This window comes from Alkalilimnicola sp. S0819 (assembly GCF_009295635.1).
Lineage (GTDB): Bacteria > Pseudomonadota > Gammaproteobacteria > Nitrococcales > WHIW01 > S0819.
The window spans coordinates 1-16,128 of sequence record NZ_WHIW01000016.1; the positions used below are offsets into that span (position 1 = coordinate 1).

The following is a 16,128-nucleotide window of genomic DNA, read 5'->3' on the forward strand; positions in this document are numbered from 1 at the left end:
TGATCGAGTACAACGAGGAGCGGCCGCACGACGCCTTGGGCGAACGCACACCGCTCGAACATTTTACCCACTACGCCATGGGTTCTAGTTTGGAGGTGTCTACTTGACGGGGGAGCTTACGATCCGCCCTCCCACCCGGCGAGCGCTGGTCGGTCGAGCGAAGGTGGATGGGCAGTGGAAGCTCTGCCGTCTGATGCACAACATCGAGAAGCTTGCCCACCAAAAGCTCGCGCCATTGCATCCGCCGAGGGTCGCCCCGCAGGGCCGGAGAACGCGTCGTCAGGCCACAGAAGTGGGCGTTTTAACCGTTTTGGGCCAGACTAGGCCCAGGAACTGTAAAAAGGCTGTTTGGCTCGTCCGCCAGGCCAGCAAGGCGCAACATCAGCCCCCCTCCCCCTGCCTGCTCGGATACGGGCTTTTCTACGGCCGCGTTAGGGCACGCGAGTAACCGCAACCTCAGGTGAGCCGCCATGGGTTCGAACAAGATGAACAATCCTCGGCCGCGGCAAGTGCGCCCATCCTTCCCACCAGGGCCGCTGGGTCTTGCGGTGGCTGTGTGTCTGGCGCTTCCGATTGGCGCTCTGGTGTGGTGTGAAGCCGTTTACCTCTTCTTCGGCATCACCGGCGAGGATGCACCCGACGCCGTTGGTTTTCTGGCCGCGGTGGTCGCCTTCGGGCTCGCCGTTGGCTGGCCGCTCTTTCGCGCACATCGCCCCGCCGAAGTCCTGCGGCGAGCTTGCCAGCTTGGCATGCTCGTCTCGGGACTTTTGCCAGTGGTGGCGGTCGCCGTGCTGCTGCTGTGGCAAAACGCCTCGGGCCGCCCGGATCTCGGCATGGGCGGTTTGATGCTCTATGCGCTGCCCTATGTTGCACTGGGCATCGCTGCGCTGCTGGCCATCGTCTTCGGGCTCGGCATCCGCTTATCCGGGCGGCGGCTGCAACGTTTGCCGGCAGCGGAAGAAGAACCTGCAAATGAAGAAAACGGAAAAGCGTTCTAACGACAGCACGCAACCGCCTCCCCCCTCGAATCAGGGCCCCGGAGTACCCATGAGAGCCGGGGAGGCCCTTCGTTAATCGCGGCTTCGCCACACCAGAGTGCGCGTTGCGCATCGTTCAGCAATTCGCGGGCCGGCACGCGTCGCGGCGGCCAGTCCGCGGGGCATGTCCATGAAGACGCCAGCACACAGACACAGCACGGTAGTCGCGGACGCGGATCGCTGGCGCATCCTGGCGGTGCTGTTGGCGGTGATCTTCATGTCGCTGATCGGCGTGAGTATCGTCAACGTCGCCCTGCCCTCGATTCAGCGGGGCCTGGGGGCGGATCAGTCGGATCTCCAATGGGTCCTGTCGGGCTATGCGCTGACCTTCGGGGTGTTCCTGGTGGCCGCGGGGCGGGCTGGCGACATCATGGGCCGTGGCGGCATCTTTCTCATCGGGGTCGGCATCTTCACCGCCTCGTCCATCGCCGCCGGGCTCGCCCCCGACGCGATGTGGCTCAATACCGCGCGGTTCATCCAGGGCATCGGTTCGGGGCTGCTCAATCCGCAGGGCGTGGGGATGATCCAGCAGTATTTCCGGGGGGAGCATCGGGGTCGAGCCTTCGGCTATTTCGGCACCGTCGTCGGGTTCTCCGTCGCGATCGGCCCGGTGCTGGGCGGCTTTCTCATCGAGACCGGTGGCCCCGAGCTGGGCTGGCGCCTGACCTTCCTGGTGAATGTTCCGATCGGCATCATCGCCATGATCCTGGGGCTGCGCTGGTTCCCGAAGCCGCTTTTCTCCCGCCCGCCCGGTGGCGCGGGCGGGCGCAGGGCCCGGGCCGCGGCCTGGCTGAAGGCGCTGGATCCAATCGGCTCCGTGTTGCTGGGGCTCGCCATTCTGGCGGTACTTTATCCGTTCATGGAATCGCGCGGCGAAAGGCTCTGGTGGGCGCTGCTGCCGGTCGGGCTCGGGCTGGTCTGGCTGTGGCTGGCCTGGGAGCGACGTTGCGCGCGCTTCGGTCACAACCCCATGGTGGATCTGGCCATCTTCCGCATCCGCAGTTTCACCAACGGCGCGCTCATCATGATGCTCTATTTCATGGGCATGACCAGTGTCTGGGTGCTGGTGGCGCTCTATGTCCAGAACGGCGAGGGCAAGACGGCCTTCGAGTCGGGTCTTTTCGGGATCCCGGCGGCGTTGCTGTCCGCCTATGCCGCGCACTGGTCGGGCCGCCGGGTCAACCGCCATGGCCGGAGGATCGTCATCGTCGGGCTGGTACTGGCCCTGGTGGGCCTCATGAGCAGCAGCATCGTCGTCCTGCTGCACGAGCGCTTCGAGCTGAGCGTGTGGTGGCTACTGCTGTCGCTGTCCTTCATCGGGCTGGCGCAAGGGGCTGTCATCAGCCCGAACCAGACGCTGACCCTGGAAGAGGTGCCTCTGGCCTATGCGGGAAGCTCGGGCGCGATCGTGCAGACGGGCCAGCGCATCGGGACGTCCGTGGGCATTGCCATGATCACGGCGGCGGTTTTTGCCGCGCTGGCGCTGTGGTCCTGGTCCGTCGCCGTGATCGTCGGCTTCGGCCTGATCGCACTGGTCGTGCTCAGCGCGCTGGGCGTGGCCCTCAAGGATCAGAAGGAGCGCAGCAGACGCATCGCGGGGAAAGCGGCCGCGCGGCACCGGGCTCGCCGAACCCTTGAGGCCGGCGACGGCCACTTCTGAGTGAAAGCCGTTCGGGAGCACGCACTTCAAGCGTTCCGCGCGTGACGGTGCCAGCGGAGCCGCAACGCTTGGCCCTGGGCGCGGTCAGTGCTTGCGCGCTTTCGCCGCTGCGGCCAGGTGAATCATGACGCCTTGCCGTCGGGCTCATCAGCCAAGTGCGTAAGCTCCGGCAGCCGCCAGGACCAGGCCGCGCCGAGCAGGCCCATGCTCCCCAGCAGAAGCAGGGCCCAGGACGTGCCCAGCAGCGCCACGCCGGCACTGAGGCCGCCCGCCACCAGCAGCAGCACGCCTATGACGGTATTGCTCACCGCCGTGTAATCGGTGCGCTTGTTGCCACCGGCCATGTCCACCAGATAGGTCTTGCGACCGATACGCACCCCGGAATGGGCTACGGCGAGCACGAAAAAGGCCAGCGGATAGAACCAGGCCCCACCGCGCCAGGAGGGGGACAGCATCGCCAGGCCGGCGACCAGAAGACACACCATGGCCGCCAGGCCGCCGCCACGGATCATCACCTGGCGACTGGAGGCGTCGGCCAGAAACCCCCACACGCTGGCGCTGATGGCACTGGCCAGTGCGGAGGCGACCACGAAGCTGCCCAGTAGCGCCGTGTCCTGGCTGTGGCGCTGGGCCAATACCACCACGAAGGGCGACCCCAGGGCGGAGGCCATCAAGAAGGCCCGGGCGATGACGAAATGACGAAAGGTCCGGTCGCGCACCAGCAGGTTGAGGCTGCGCACGCCTTGCCGCAAAGCGTTGCCGCCACCGCCGGTCTCTCCGCGAAATTCGTCGACACCGGCAAAGACCGCGCCGGCCAGGAACCAGCACAAGCCCGCCGCCAGCAGCAGGACCGCGTAAAAGCCGATATCCGGGTCCTTGTCGCCGCCGAACAGCAGCAGGCCGACCAGCATCGCCGCCAGACCCGACAGGGTGGCCGCCAGCCCCGCCAGGCGACCACGCCGGGCGCGCGGAATGCATTTGCCCTGGACATCCTTCATCGCCACCGAACAGAAGCCGCGGCTGACACTGAACAGCAGCAACAGGGCGATCACCACCAGCGCGGCGGCGAGCGCATCCAGCAGCCAGACCGCCAGGGCCATGCCCAGCACGGCCAGCCCCTGCAACACCGCCCCCATCACCCAAAAGCCCTTGCGCACCGGGTGCCGGCGCACCCAGGCACCGATCAGCAGTTGCGGAATGAGCGAACCGGATTCCCGGATCGGCACCAGCAGCCCGACCAGCGCCTGGGGCGCGCCCACGGCCACGATGAGCCACGCCAGCACCGTCTTCGGGTTGATCAGCAAATCGCCGATCTTGGTGAACATATTGGCGACTATGATGCGGAAAAAATTGCCCGGCACTTCCCGGCACGCTTCCTCGCTGATGTCGGTACAGACGCGGGCGTCTTCCTCATTGGCGACCAGGGCGTACAGCCGTTCGCTGGGGCGGAGGTTTTTCATGGACGCTCGTGGCCTCGTCGGTTGTAGCCTTTGATCCTACAGGAGGTATGATTCTTCGGCGACGGCACCCGGTTGCGCCACCCTCGGCGGGGCCTGATCAACAGGATGGAACGTGCTAAAAATAAATGGAAAAACTGTCTTCATAACCGGCGGCAGTGGCTATGTGGGGCGGAACCTGGTGCGCGCTCTGCTCAGCGAGGGCGCCAACGTACGCGCTCTGGCGCGCAGCCCACGGGCGGCAAGCATCGTGCAGCAGCTTGGGGCGCAACCAGTTCTCGGCGATCTGCTCGACGAAGCCGCGCTGGCTGCGGGGCTCGAGGGAGCCGACTATCTGATTCACGCCGCAGCGGACACCTCTCACGCTGCCCAAAGCGCCTCGCAAAACACGATCAATATTGCGGGCACGTCACTTCTGTATCGCGTTGCCAGGCGGCAAAAGGTGGCCAGAGCGCTGCACATCAGCACCGAAGCGGTTCTGTTGACGGGCAGCCCCCTGCGAAACGCAACCGAGGACATGCCCATCCCGCCGACCCTGGCAGGGGGCTATTCGCACAGCAAATCAAATGCGGAAAGAATAGCGCGCAACGCCAACGGCCGAGAGATGTCCGTGGTGGTCATTCGGCCACGGTTCGTCTGGGGAAAGGACGATACTACGGCGCTGAAACAACTGTTGTCCGCCAATGCCTCGGGCCGACTGGTCTGGATCGGGGGCGGCGACTACCTGACCTCCACCACCCATGTGGACAATCTGTGCCACGGCGCCCTGCTGGCCCTGCTCAAGGGTCAGGGCGGAGAGGTTTACTTCATCAGTGATGGCCCGCCGGTGCGGTTCAGGGAATTCGTCTCCGAGATGCTCGCAAGCCAAGGCGCCAGGCCAACAGCTAAATCCCTGCCCCGATTCCTGGTCCGACGGCTTGCACAACTGAGTGAGTTGCTGTCGCGGGCGACGGGTGGTCGGCTGCAGGGCCCACTGAGCCTGCAGGAGTATTCCACGCTAGGGGTTGAGGTGACTCTGGATATCAGCAAAGCGCAACGGGAACTCGGTTACCGGCCCCGGGTCAGCAGAGCGCAGGGGCTGGCGGAATTGCGCAACTACCCGCTGCGCCACGACGAGGCATGACAGCCCCCTGCGGGGCTTGCGTGTCAGGCCAGCCGCGTCTCTATGGGCGTGCCGGCATGCACGGTACGAGTGACTGGCGTCTTCCCCGCGATTTCCAATAGACGCGCACGCTGCCCATCGTCCAGCGCGGCGCCAAAACGCAGTACCCGTTCGATCCGCTCCTCGCCCTCATGCATGAAGAACTTCATCTCCAAATGGATCTCACCCAGTTCCCATTGCTTGCGCCGGGCGTACATCTGCAGGGTGATCGCGGTACAGGCGCCCAGGGCCGAGAGCAGCAGCTCGTAGGGTGCGGGGGCGCTGCCGTCACCGCCCTGGGCGACAGGCTCATCGGCTCTCCACTCATGGGGCCCCGCCCGCACCTGCTGCACATGCCCGCTCAGGCTATTCATCGTGATCTCGGCGATGGGTTTGACTCTCACTTCTTCGCTCCCGCTCTCGTTGTCCAGCCCCGGCCCCTGAACCCAACCTTAGCAACGATACGGCGACCGCGGCGAGATTCAACGCCCGGGCCGCGACGGACACGGCCGACACCCGCGGAGCCGCGCGCCCTTGTTGCGGGCGACGCGCGGCGGCACACTTTCGTCAGGATGGCGCCCGTCAGCCACCCGAGGCCACGGGATCCGGAGCAGCCGCGCGCTGTACCACGGCGCGTATTGCGACGGTCGAAAGCAGGGAGCGTATTGTGGTGCACAATTCAGACATGGCGCATTTGCGCCGCTGCGTCGCCTTGGCGGCAGAGGCTCTGGAGGCAGGGGATGAACCCTTCGGTTCCGTGCTCGTGGGCGCGGACGGGGCCGTCCTCATGGAAGCCCGCAATCGGGTGGCCTCAGCCGATCGCACCCGCCACCCCGAGTTCGATCTGGCGCGCTGGGCCGCCGCGAACCTGCGCGCGGACGAACGGGCGGCGGCGACGGTCTACACGTCCGGTGAGCATTGCCCGATGTGCGCGGCCGCACACGGCTGGGCGGGGCTTGGGCGGATCGTCTACATCAGCTCCTCGGAACAACTGGCCGCCTGGCTCGCCGAGTTGGGCGCCTCCCCCGCCCCGGTTCGTTCCTTGCCTATCCAGCAGGTCGTCCCCGGCGCCGTGGTGGAAGGCCCGGTCGCCAGCCTGGTGGAGGCGGTGCACGATCTGCACCGCCGCTTCCACCGCGGCCGCGGTGGGGGTGAGCGCTGACCAGCACCAGAGTTCGACCGGGCGGGTGAGGCAGCCATGGGCGCGAAGGGAATGCCACTGAGAGGCCCACCGATACGGTGCGTATGTGGGCACAGATGCTGGGCAAGATACGCCTGGCCCTGGGCCCCTGGATCAACCACCCCCGGGGCAATGCCCTGTACGTGACACTGCGGGGTCTGACGAGCTCCTCCATCCCCTGCCGGGGTGGAAACTTCGCGCTCGACCTCGATTTCATCGCGCACGGAGTGTTGGCGTCACCGAATGCCACCCGGGGCCTATCAATCCGGGTTGTATTCAGTCGGTTGATCGTCGCTGGAGCCGGGATCAACGCTGATCATTTTCCAGGAACCTCTGACCGTCTGGCGCCGATCAACACATCGCCCGAGCCGCCCTGCACCACCCCGCCGCAGTCCACGGCATCACCCTGGCGCGCCCAGGGCCGACCGTTGACCAGCACGCCGGCCGCGCCGGCGGCGATCATTCGCGGGTGGCTGTTGCAGCGGGAGCAGCCGTGATCGAGCAGTGCATCACCCAGGCGCGCCACCGGGCGGCCGTTGCAGATGACATCAGCACTGCCCTCGATAATGGGCGTTTCGGGGTAGCAGCCGTGGGCACTGCCGATGTCGCCCAGGCGGGCGGCGGGCCTGGTGTCGATATAGGCCATGGGTGCGCTCCTCAGTTGAGGCTCACGGGGCTGCCCTGGATGCGCACCGCCCCACCGGTGATGTCGATGCCGCTCTCGCTGATGACGATGCTGTTGCCCCCCACCCGCAGGGTGATCCGCGCACCGGCGGTGATGGTGAGGCTGTCGGCCACGTCGCGGGTTTCACTGGCGCCCACGGTGCTGCTGAGCTGGCGCCCCACGCGCAGGCTCAAATCGTTCAGGACATCGCTGTTGAAGTCCTTTTCCGCCCGCAGGTAGACCTCTTCCGCGTTCTTGCGGTCGTCGAAGCGCAGCTCGTTCCACTTCCCCGGCGCCGCGCCCCGGGCATCGAAGCTTTCGGTGCGTATGCCGCAGCGCCCGGGCTCGGCGCCGTAGGGCGGCGGCCGCTGGGGATGGGGCAAGGCACCCAGCACGAAGGGGCGGTCCGGATTGCCGTTCTCGAAGGCCACCACCACTTCGTCGCCGACCCGCGGCAGGGCGTAGAAGGCACTCACGCCACGCCCCCCGCCCTGCTGCATGACCCGCAGCCAGCAACTGCTCTGATCGGCCAGGCGCTGCTCGCGATCCCAATGAAAGCGCACCCGCACCCGGCCCAGGGCGTCTTCGCCATGGTCGCTGTGCACGGTGCCCGGCTGCTGCCCGGTGACCACCGCGGTTTGCAGGCCCGAGATGCGCGGCTGCTCGGCCTGGGGATAGACCAGCTCCCCCCGGGGCACGGCATCGAGCACGGTGGCGCAGGCCAGACCCGCGCCGGCCTGGGCGGTCAGCTCCCAGTGCACACCGCTGAGGGTGAAGCCCCGCCCCTCGTCCACGGCGCCGCCGCCAGGGGTGGCGCGCAGACGGAAGCCGTGGCCCGGGCGCAGGCAACGGTAGTCGCCTTCGGCGCGCACGCTCGAACGCTGTTGGGTTTCCCGAGCGGCGCGGCGGGCGAGTTGCAGGCGCCCCTGCTCGGCGTTCAGGTAATCCTCGCTGTCGCGATAGGGCTGCAGCCCGGTACTGTGGGGCGGCTGGTCGTGGGGCGCACCCAGGCGCGCCTCGGCGCGCAGAGCGCTCGGGCCGTGCTGGTAGTTGTAGCTGGACTCGCGAAAGTGCGCGTTGACGAAACGCTCGCGCCGGGACCAGTGGCGCAGGTGCTCCTGGGCGGGGGTGTCGGTGGTGAGTAGCAGGGTTTCCGGGTCCAGCAGCGGCACGGCCAGGGGGTCGTCGATGAAATGCAGGGTGTGGCCGTCGTGCTGGTGCGTGAAGTAGTAGGCGATGCCCTCGCGAGCCGCCCAGCGGTTCAGGGCGTTGAGGTCGGTCTCGTTGTACTGCACCAGGTAGCGATGCACCGGGTGGCGAGCTCGCAGGCGGCTGAAATCCACCCGCCCCAGCCCCTGGTTGACCAGGGGCTGGGTGAGGCGCTCCAGCACCTGGGGAATGCTCAGCCGCTGGAAGACTCGGCAGTCGCTGCGCTGCCCGAGCAGCCACAGCCAGGGCACCAGCTTGAGGCGATAATGGCTGCGCCGGCCGGCCTGACTACGGCCCAGGTCCTCCAGGCCATTCACCAGCGCGTGGAAGTGGCGCGCCGCGCCCTGCTCCGTCGCCAGCCCCAGGCCCACCGGACGGCCGATCAGCTCCGCGGCACCCAGGCCGTGGCGGGTGTCGCTGTACGCTTCCAGCTGGAACTCGAAGCCGGCAGAGAGCCGCTCGCTGCCGCTCAGATGCCGCGGAATCAGCGCATCGGCCCCCAGTGGGGTCTCCAGCCGCAGCAGGCGGCGCTCCTGCGGCCCTGAAATGGGTACACCCATGACGTTCACACTCCCTGTGACTTTCTGGTTCAGCCGCCCGGCACCCCGACGACCACGCAGCTGACGTTATCCGGCGCGCCCCGTTCCAGCGTGGCGCGGATGAGGGCCGATACATAATTCGGGGGCCGCTCCCGGGCAAGGACCTCGGCGATTCGCCGCTCATCAAGGAGGCCACACAAGCCGTCGCTGCAGAGCAGGAACAGATCGCCGCGATACAGCGACCCGGCCCGGGCATCCAGCACCAGCTCGGCCTCGGCCCCCACCGCGCGGGTCAGCCGACCGCCATCGCCGGGGGTACGGTGATCCTCGGTGAGCCGATGCAGGATGCCCCGTCGCCACAGATACGCCCGGCTGTCGCCGGCCCACAGACAATGGAAGCGATCGGCCGCGAGTGCCAACACCACGACCGTGCTGCCGATGATGCAGCCCCCGCCCTGCTCCCGGGCCCGCGCCAGCAATGAGCGGTTGGCCGCGGCCAGTGCGGGGGGGATGCCTGCCAGCAGCCGCGCGCCCCGCCACCGGGCGGCCAAGGTAGAGAGAGCCTCGGCCAGCTGACGGCTGGCCAGCCCACCGTGACTGTGCCCGCCCATGCCATCGGCCACGGCCCACAGGCCCGCTTCGGGCCGGGCCAACACGGCATCCTCGTTATGCGGGCGGCGATAGCCCGGGTGGCTGCCCGCGACACTGAGCAGCTGTTGGGCTTGCAGGGCGGCGCTCACAGGCGCTCCGGCAGGGTGAAGCCCCGCAACAAGCCCAGGTTGGCGCCGGCACGCCCCTCGGGGCGCAGCTCGAACTGCGCCTCCACACCGTCCAGTTCCAAGGCCAGCAGCCAGCCATCGCCTTCCGGGTTCAGGCGTCCGTGGCGCTCCAGCATGCGATACCAGCTCCAGGGGCCTTCGGTGCGCGTGCTGAGCGGCAGCGTACGGCTGGCGAGTTGGAACACCAACCGCGATTCCCCCTCGCTGTCCGTGGGCCAGTACAGCCGCTGGGCGCGGCGTGGGCCGTGGCGATACTCCAGGCGCTGCTCGCCGTGATCCAGGGTGACCCCCAGGGCGGCTTTCGCCAGCCGGCGGGGGCGCAGGGTGAACGCCACCCGGGGCGCGCCGGCTGCATCGAAGAAGTCCCGGCGTACCGCCCGGGCGCGCTGGAACAGCATCAGGGTTTCCTGGGGAATGCCGCTGGCCACACGCCATTGCAGGCTATCGCCCCGCTCGCGCACCAGGGGCGTCAGATGGCGCTGGTAGTACTGCTCCAGCCGCCCGCCGGGACCGAAGAAGGCCGCGAAGTCGCGCAAGCTGAGCTCGTGGGGCGCATCCGGGCGCAGCGGATAGCGATCGGCCAGGGGGCGGAAGGCGGTGAGCACTTCGGCCTGCCACAGGGCGTTGAGCCGGGCGCGGGCGAGGCGACGGGTAAGTGTGGTGCCATCGGCGCGCAGCGACGCGAACCAGGCGCGTACCGGTGCCGGCGCGCGCTGTGCCGCGCGGGCGAACCCCTGCATCTGCGCTCCACCCCCCGCGGCCAGCGCGCGCAGGGCGAGCTCGCCTGGGTCCAGCGCCTGATCAAGGGCGGCCAGATGATCGGCCGCGGCCACCAGGGACTGCTGCAAGCCCGCGAGCGGGCTGCCAGCCCCGGGCGCGGCCCAGTGGTTGAACGTGGCGAAGGCTTGGGCCACCGGGGCACCGGGCAGGACCGCGGGCAATGCCTGGGACAGCGCCGCGGCCTGCTCGGGGAGACGCTCGGCGCCGCCGGCGGCCAGTGTCGCGGTTTCGGTGACGGTGTCGGGCAACTGGTCCAGAGCCGTGTGCCGGCGTATCCGCGCCAGCAGCCGCTGCAGGGGCGCGTCGTCGCCGGCCAGCCGGGCGTAACGTTGGGCGCCCGCCGCCGTGCCGCGGAAACCCCGCAGCCGAAGATCCTCCAGAAAGGCCCGCCAGTGTGCGATGTAACCCTGGAAATACAGGGCCTGGACCCGGCCGGCGAGCTGATCCAGGCTCTCGCCGGCCGGTTCCGCATCGGCGTTGTCGCCGTAGATCCAGCGCTCTTCCGCCAGCTTGCGAGCGAGCTGCCGGCTTTGCAGCTGAAAGCTGCCGTGGAAGGCCTCGTAGCTGTAGAAAGCCGGCACGCCCCGAGCGAGGCTCGCGCCGCTGCGCCGGGTGAACAGCTCCTGGGCGCGATCACCCAGCACGCTCCGGAGGCTGAATTCCGCGGGGTTCTTTTGCAGATACTCCTGCTTGAGCCGACGATAGACCCGCCGTTCCAGGCTGGTTCGAGCCAGGCCCTCCCGGGCGAGCGCAATGGCGCGGGCATCCGCCGGGGGCGGCTCCAGGGCATCCGCCAGGGCCGCGGCAAGATGCTCCTGCAGCGCCTCCCGCCGCTGCGCGTGCTCGGCACCGAGCAGCGACCGCGCCCAGAGCCCCTCGGCCCAGCGCTGGATGCTGGCGGCATCCTGGTGGGCCGGCCGGTGGAGCATGAGGTAGTGGCGCAAGGTCTCGTAGAGTGCCTCTTCGTCCGGCGCATCACCCCGCAACCGCGCTTCCATGGCGCGGGTGAGCGCCGGCAGCAACAAGTGGCGCAAGCCCCGCCGGTAGGCTGCCGCCGCTGCCGGGCCAAGCCGCTCGCCCTCATACAGGCCAAACCCGGTGGTGAGCCACGGTGCGTCCGTGCCCTGGGCAAAGCCGCCGGGCAGGCGACGAAGCTGATCAAGAGCCCCGGCCAGGGCCACCCAGTCGGTGCCCTGGCCCGTGTGCGGCGCAGGCGGTTCACGGTAACCCGCCAGCGCCGTATCGAGACCGCCCAGCCAGTCGCTGTTGCGCTGATGGCTTACTCCCAGGGCCGTGACGGCGATGAGAAAGCTCGCCGCCAGCGCCACCCAGCCGGCCTGGCGTCGGCGTTTGCGCCGCTGCCGCCGTGGGCCGTCCTCGGCCGCCAGATCCCGATCGGCGGGCAGCTGCTCGCGCAGCACGCGCTCGATAAAGCAGGCCGGGCGAGCGCTGAGGAAATACACGCCGCGCAGGATCGCACCCTGCTCGAAACGGGTCGGGGCGACTATTTCCTGCAGGAACACCTGCAGCTCATCGGTCAGGGCGAGCATGCGGCGGGGAAACCCGTGGATCTGCCGGCGATGGGCCAGGCTGGGCTCGGCGTGCAGACGCTCCAGTTGGGCCTGCTCGGCCCGCTGCAGCAGCGCGGTGCAGGCCTCGGGGAAGGACTCCGCGGCACTGTCGGCCAGCGGTAGGCGCACCCCCCAGGGCTGGGCGCGCTCAGAGCCATCCAGGCGAGCGAAGAACTCGTTGAAGCCCGGGAATCGGTCCAGGCGAGTGAACAGCAGGTACACCGGCAGGTCCAGGCGCAGATGGCTGTTCAGTTCCTGAACCCGGCGGCGCAGGGTCGCGGCCTGGGCGGCGCGCTCGGTGGGCGTTTGCGCCATGAAGCTGTCCAGGGCGACGGTGAGGATCACCCCGTTGAGCGCGGGCGCGGCCCGACGGCGGCGGAGTTGGTGCAATAGATCGCGCCAGTCCTCGCCTTCGTCCACATCCGGGTTGGCCTGGCTGGTATAGCGCCCAGCCAGGTCGATGTACACGGCCTCCTCGGCCAGCCACCAGCGAGCATCGGGGTTGGCCCCGCCGATGGGTGCCGGGCTCTCGGCGCCGGGCGTGAAACGCAGGCCGCTTTCCGCCAACAAGCGGCTCTTGCCGACATCGGGCAGCCCGATCAGCAGGTACCAGGGCAGGCGCCCGGCGCCCCGGGCCAGGCCCGCGGCGCTCAGGGCGGCAAGCGTGGGCTCCAGGCCCCGGGCCAGCGGATTGGCCGCCCGGGGGTGGGTGTTTGGCGCCCCGCGGCGGGCGCGCCGGGGCGGGTCGCTTGGTTCAGGCGCCCGGCTCGCTGCCCGGCGCCGGCCAATACGTTTGAGCATTCCTTGCTCCACTGGTTGAGGGGGACACGGCTTCATTCACCGGGGCGTCCGCGCCCGGCCAGGCTTCCCGCCAGGGCCATCGATGAGTGCTTTCTTCCAAGGGGTCAGTTCCAGGGTCACCCGACGATTGCGCGCCCGGCCTTCCCGGCTTTGGTTGTCGGCCACCGGCTGGGTGTCGGCCCGCCCCTCGGGGAGCAGGCGGCCGGCCAGCTGGGCCTCGCGCCCCAGGTAATTGGCCACCGCCGCGGCCCGCGCCAGCGAAAGGTGCCAGTTGGAGGGATATCGGGTGCTGCGTATGGCCTGGTTGTCGGTGTGCCCCGCCACCACCACCTGCCCAGGCACCGCCGCCAGGGCATGGCCGAGCTTGTCGAGCACGGGGTAGTAGGCCGGGGCCAGCTCCGCGCTGGCGGAACCGAACAACTCCGGCGCACGCAGCACCACCGCGACCCCTTCGCCCAGCGGCTCCACGGCCAGCACGCCGCGGGCGATTTCCGGCGCAAGCTGACGGCGTAGCAACGCCAAGCCTGGCGGCTGAGTGGGCGCCGAGGCGGACCCATCGGGCAGCTCGGCCTTCGCCGGGGGCGGCACCAGGGCCGCGAGACGCGCCTGCAGACGGCCGCTCTCACGACCAAGGTCCATGCGCAAGAAGCCGTAGGTGGTAGCGACGATCAAACCCAGGATCAGCGCACTCAGCGTCAGCACGGCCTTGAAGCCGAGCCGGCGCGCGTGGGCGCCGGCCGCGGCGGTGGGCTGCTCGGCGGCTTTCCCATCGGCCGGCGCCGCGCCGCGCAGCTCGCGGTACAAGGCGTCGCGCAGGGCGTCCAGCTCGGCACGTCCTCGCTCCCGCACCCGATACTTGCCCTGGAAGCCCAGGGCCAGACAGCGATAGGCCAGCTGCAGATAGGCGCGGCCCTGCGCCGACGCTTCCCGGGCCCGGGCGATGTCATCGAACACCCGCTCACCGCCCCAGGTCTCGCCATGACACAGACGCAGGAGGCTGCGTCGACTCCAGTCGCTGCGCTCGCCCCAGGGAGTGTTGAGGACGGTCTCGTCCAGGAAGGCGCCCAGCAGATAGGCGGCGCGCTCGGCCACCCAGGGGGCCTCCGCCGTCGCTTCGGCCCGGCGCCGAAAACCGCGCAGCCGGCCGAGCAGATCGGCATGCAGGGCGTCCAGCGCCGGCTCCGCGCGGGTCTGGGCCAAATCCGCCGCGATCTGCAGCAGTTCCGCGGCCTCTTCCAGTAGCCCGCCCTGGGGAAAGCGGGCGATCCGCGCCGGGGTATAGCCGGGCGCCGGGGCGGCCATGGGCCGGAACACGGTAGCGTCGTCCGGCGGCTCGTCTTCGGCCGGGTCTTCGGGCAAGGGCCGCGGGCGGATCAGGGTGGGCTCTTCCGCGACGCCGCGCAGCCGGGTCTTGTCATCATCTGCGGCCATTCCTGGCGGCTCCCCGGGGGCATCCCGCCCCCTCGTTCAGGTTCAGGCGCGAATGGCCCAGAATTCCAGCTCCAGCCCCGGGAACTCCCCGGCGATGTGGAAGGCGAAACCGCCGGACTGGCGCAGGGCCTGCCAAGGCTCGCAGCGGCTGTCCAGCTCGAAGTAGACGAAGCCGGCGTGATAGGGGATCTCGCGCGGCACCACCGGCAGGGGGTTGAGGGTGATGCCCGGCAGCTGGTTGTTCACCAGCTCGCGGATGTTCTCCACCGCGCCGGCCTTGATCAGCGGGCCCAGCTGCTCGCGCAGCTGCTCGGTGGCCAAATCGGCCCGTGCCGCGAGTACGAAACGGGCTTGCTTGAGCAGGCCGCGATCGGCCAGGGGCGCGACCCGCAGGCCGTACTGGCGCTCTTCCAGGGGCAGGGCCACGGCGGTCTGCTCCAGCACGGCGCTGAGCTGGCGGCCCAGCTGCTCGATCAATGGCGCGAAGCTCGCCTCCAGCGCCTGGTGCCGGTAGGCCGCCTGCGCCAGCGGGCGCTTGGCGGCGGTGGTGAAAGTGGCCAGCTCCCCGCTCAGGCCCGTCAATTCCCGGTACAGCACCTCCGGGTGCAGTAGCGGGCGTTGCTGCAGGTGGCGCAGGCGGGGTTCTGCCCGGTTGATCAGCTGCAGCAGCAGAAAGTCGGCAATTGCCGAGCTGCCGCCGCTCTTGCCGGGTTGGGCGAAGCGGGCCGCCAGCGCCTCGCCGCGCTGGCGCAACAGGCCAATCAACTCCTCCAGCCACAGGCGAAGGCGCTGGCTGCAGGCGATGTCCAGACAGGGCGGGATGAACCGCCGCTCCAGCACCACCGCCCCTTCGGGGGTAAGCTCCCGTATCCGGGCCAGGGGCAACAGGGTGTATCCACCCAGATCCTCGCCCTCCAGCAGCAAGCGGGGGCTGAGCACGGCGGTTTCCACGGCCTCCGGCTCGCGAGTCTCGCCGCTGTAGTCATAGACATCTAGCAGGCCCAGGCGGTAGCGGGCGATGCCCTGGGCGGTTTCTTCCCGGGCCAGCCAGCCATTGCCCGCCTGGTAGACCGGCATCGCCAGGTACACGGTGCGCTCGCGGGTATGCTCCGGCACCCGCAGGGGCGGGGGCAGCGGGTCCTCGGCGGGCATCTCGAAGGGGGTTCCGTCGGGCATCAGGCCCGAAGCCTGCCGCAACGCGAAGCGCCCTTCGGCCAGGGCACCACTGTCGATACCCAAGCGGCGCAGACCGTACACTTCGGCGCGGATCGCGCCGGCGCGCTGCTCGATGCGGTGCTCGATGTAGCGCTCCTGCTGCTGGAAGTGATGGGGGAACAGGTACTGGCTCTCCAGCCAGGCGATCTTGTTGTTGAGCATCCGTGCTTCCTTCGGGGCGGTGTTTCAGTCTTCGGCCAGCATCAGGCCGTCGGCTTTCAACACCACCCGGTGACTCTGATACCAGTGGGGGTTCACGTCGTAGACCAGTCGCCAGCGGGAGCCGGCTATATCGCGATAGGCCGCGACCAGGGCGATGTGGCGGGTGCGGGGGTCGAGCTCCAGCTTCTCGTGCAGGGTCTCGCCCGGCTGCAGGGTGCGCTCGCGCGCGGCGCGCAGCTGCTCTCCCAGCAGCCTGGGAGCATGGTCCCAGGCGGCGTCGAAATCCAGATTGTCGAAGCTGGTGCGCTCGCTGAGCTGGTAAACGCGCAGGCTCAGGGGTGACGGTACCTGTTCCACATCCGGGTTCAGCGCGGTACTCGCCTGCAGCTTTAGGCGCTCGTAGGGGGTCAGCACGGCCCGGTTGGCCGCGCAGGCACTCAGCAGGATGCCGAGCATCAGACTTGCGATCACGCGTAAAGGCACGCGCACACCTCCTTGTTTT

The 16,128-nt window shown here is 69.0% G+C and carries 13 protein-coding genes and 1 pseudogene; 5 read left to right on the top strand and 9 right to left on the bottom strand.

Annotated elements, in window-relative coordinates; translation table 11 throughout:
• Positions 1-470: 470 nt before the first annotated feature.
• Together GBG68_RS12125 and GBG68_RS12130 are read left to right on the top strand one after the other, a co-directional pair.
• Entirely contained in the window at positions 471-998 is a 528-nt protein-coding gene (locus tag GBG68_RS12125; protein ID WP_152147708.1) for a hypothetical protein, read from the top strand.
• A gap of 163 nt (positions 999-1,161) precedes the next feature.
• Entirely contained in the window at positions 1,162-2,697 is a 1,536-nt protein-coding gene (locus GBG68_RS12130) for an MFS transporter (RefSeq protein WP_152147710.1), read from the top strand.
• Positions 2,698-2,819: 122 nt separating this feature from the next.
• Here GBG68_RS12130 and GBG68_RS12135 read toward each other — a convergent pair whose 3' ends face one another.
• The gene (locus tag GBG68_RS12135; protein WP_152147712.1) at positions 2,820-4,157 is read right to left on the bottom strand and encodes an MFS transporter; all 1,338 of its coding nucleotides are present in this window, start codon (positions 4,155-4,157) and stop codon (positions 2,820-2,822) included.
• Positions 4,158-4,269: 112 nt separating this feature from the next.
• Between GBG68_RS12135 and GBG68_RS12140 the strand changes: the two genes are divergently transcribed.
• The gene (locus tag GBG68_RS12140; RefSeq protein ID WP_152147714.1) at positions 4,270-5,277 is read left to right on the top strand and encodes an NAD-dependent epimerase/dehydratase family protein; all 1,008 of its coding nucleotides are present in this window, start codon (positions 4,270-4,272) and stop codon (positions 5,275-5,277) included.
• Between the two features lie 23 nt (positions 5,278-5,300).
• Here GBG68_RS12140 and GBG68_RS12145 read toward each other — a convergent pair whose 3' ends face one another.
• Positions 5,301-5,699 (bottom strand): OsmC family protein, encoded by a 399-nt coding sequence (locus GBG68_RS12145; RefSeq protein ID WP_226801790.1) that lies wholly within the window; start codon positions 5,697-5,699, stop codon positions 5,301-5,303.
• A 263-nt stretch (positions 5,700-5,962) separates the two neighbouring features.
• Here GBG68_RS12145 and GBG68_RS12150 point away from each other — a divergent pair, with 263 nt between their 5' ends.
• Both GBG68_RS12150 and GBG68_RS14725 read left to right on the top strand, forming a co-directional pair.
• Positions 5,963-6,457, top strand: coding sequence for a nucleoside deaminase (locus GBG68_RS12150; RefSeq protein WP_226801791.1), 495 nt, complete (start codon positions 5,963-5,965; stop codon positions 6,455-6,457).
• Between the two features lie 74 nt (positions 6,458-6,531).
• Positions 6,532-6,711 (top strand): annotated as a pseudogene (locus GBG68_RS14725) (DUF5996 family protein); the annotation flags it as partial.
• An 80-nt stretch (positions 6,712-6,791) separates the two neighbouring features.
• Here the strand turns inward: GBG68_RS14725 and GBG68_RS12155 are convergent.
• From GBG68_RS12155 to tssJ, 7 genes are read right to left on the bottom strand one after another with little or no spacing between them, the layout of a single operon-like run.
• The gene (locus tag GBG68_RS12155) at positions 6,792-7,121 is read right to left on the bottom strand and encodes a PAAR domain-containing protein (protein ID WP_152147718.1); all 330 of its coding nucleotides are present in this window, start codon (positions 7,119-7,121) and stop codon (positions 6,792-6,794) included.
• Positions 7,122-7,132: 11 nt separating this feature from the next.
• Positions 7,133-8,908, bottom strand: a complete 1,776-nt coding sequence (locus GBG68_RS12160; RefSeq protein ID WP_152147720.1) for a type VI secretion system Vgr family protein — start codon at positions 8,906-8,908, stop codon at positions 7,133-7,135.
• Between the two features lie 29 nt (positions 8,909-8,937).
• Positions 8,938-9,627, bottom strand: a complete 690-nt coding sequence (locus GBG68_RS14195; protein ID WP_193222326.1) for a PP2C family protein-serine/threonine phosphatase — start codon at positions 9,625-9,627, stop codon at positions 8,938-8,940.
• Complete coding sequence (tssM, locus tag GBG68_RS12170) at positions 9,624-12,818, bottom strand: type VI secretion system membrane subunit TssM (protein ID WP_193222327.1); 3,195 nt, start codon at positions 12,816-12,818, stop codon at positions 9,624-9,626. The genes GBG68_RS14195 and tssM overlap by 4 nt, the downstream gene beginning before the upstream one ends.
• Before the next feature lie 36 nt (positions 12,819-12,854).
• On the bottom strand, positions 12,855-14,249 hold the full coding sequence (gene tssL / locus GBG68_RS12175; RefSeq protein WP_152147727.1) for a type VI secretion system protein TssL, long form: 1,395 nt from the start codon (positions 14,247-14,249) through the stop codon (positions 12,855-12,857).
• 42 nt (positions 14,250-14,291) lie between these two features.
• The gene (gene tssK / locus GBG68_RS12180; protein ID WP_152147729.1) at positions 14,292-15,626 is read right to left on the bottom strand and encodes a type VI secretion system baseplate subunit TssK; all 1,335 of its coding nucleotides are present in this window, start codon (positions 15,624-15,626) and stop codon (positions 14,292-14,294) included.
• 24 nt (positions 15,627-15,650) lie between these two features.
• Entirely contained in the window at positions 15,651-16,109 is a 459-nt protein-coding gene (gene tssJ, locus GBG68_RS12185; RefSeq protein WP_152147731.1) for a type VI secretion system lipoprotein TssJ, read from the bottom strand.
• Between the last annotated feature and the right edge of the window lie 19 nt (positions 16,110-16,128).

What these genes read in the sequence shown, in the direction of transcription:
- GBG68_RS12155 (WP_152147718.1), bottom strand. Translation starts at nt 7,121, where the DNA reads ATGGCCTATATCGACACCAGGCCCGCCGCCCGCCTGGGCGACATCGGC.
- GBG68_RS12125 (WP_152147708.1), top strand. Translation starts at nt 471, where the DNA reads ATGGGTTCGAACAAGATGAACAATCCTCGGCCGCGGCAAGTGCGCCCA.
- tssM (WP_193222327.1), bottom strand. Translation starts at nt 12,818, where the DNA reads ATGCTCAAACGTATTGGCCGGCGCCGGGCAGCGAGCCGGGCGCCTGAA.
- tssK (WP_152147729.1), bottom strand. Translation starts at nt 15,626, where the DNA reads ATGCTCAACAACAAGATCGCCTGGCTGGAGAGCCAGTACCTGTTCCCC.
- GBG68_RS12130 (WP_152147710.1), top strand. Translation starts at nt 1,162, where the DNA reads ATGTCCATGAAGACGCCAGCACACAGACACAGCACGGTAGTCGCGGAC.
- tssL (WP_152147727.1), bottom strand. Translation starts at nt 14,249, where the DNA reads ATGGCCGCAGATGATGACAAGACCCGGCTGCGCGGCGTCGCGGAAGAG.
- GBG68_RS12160 (WP_152147720.1), bottom strand. Translation starts at nt 8,908, where the DNA reads ATGGGTGTACCCATTTCAGGGCCGCAGGAGCGCCGCCTGCTGCGGCTG.
- GBG68_RS12135 (WP_152147712.1), bottom strand. Translation starts at nt 4,157, where the DNA reads ATGAAAAACCTCCGCCCCAGCGAACGGCTGTACGCCCTGGTCGCCAAT.